The sequence below is a fragment of the bacterium genome, assembly GCA_020440705.1.
In the GTDB taxonomy this organism is placed as follows: domain Bacteria; phylum Krumholzibacteriota; class Krumholzibacteriia; order LZORAL124-64-63; family LZORAL124-64-63; genus JAGRNP01.
In genome coordinates, this window is the sequence record JAGRNP010000385.1 from 1 (window position 1) to 534 (window position 534).

Below are 534 nucleotides of genomic sequence, written 5' to 3' on the forward strand. Positions count from 1 at the left end.
CCAGGAGACCCGGCTGCACACCGGCGGCGGCATCGGCTTCTCCTGCTGCCCGTACCGCGTCGACTACGGGCGCCTCGTCTACCAGACGCGGGCGGCCGTCGGCGGCGACATCAACGGCGATGGCCTCGACGACTACGCCCTGCGCTCCGTGGTGCCGGCCGGCGGCGAGATGCTGATCATCTTCGGCCGCCGCGACCGCGCCATCCCCACGACGGCCCAGCTCCTGGCGGGCCAGGGCGGCTACGCCATCCGCGGCACCCCGACGGCCATCGAGGGGGACGCCGCCATCGCCGACATGAACGGCGACGGCTACGACGACATCGTCGCGGTCTACAGCGCCGCGGACTTCATCGAGTTCCCCCGGGCGGGCCGCCTGATCGTCGTGTACGGCGGGCCGAACGCGCCCCCGGCCACCTTCCCCGAGATGCTGCAGCGGCGGGCGGGCTACCAGGAGCCGGGCCCCGTGGCGGGCGGGTACTTCGGCGCGTCCGTGGACGTCGGCGACGTGAACGGCGACGGCCTGGCCGACGCCGT

The 534-nt window shown here is 74.5% G+C and carries 1 protein-coding gene; it reads left to right on the plus strand.

The features are described 5' to 3' along the window. Positions 1-534, plus strand: a 534-nt coding sequence (locus tag KDM41_18925) for a VCBS repeat-containing protein (protein ID MCB1185499.1), incomplete at both ends; no start/stop codon positions are given.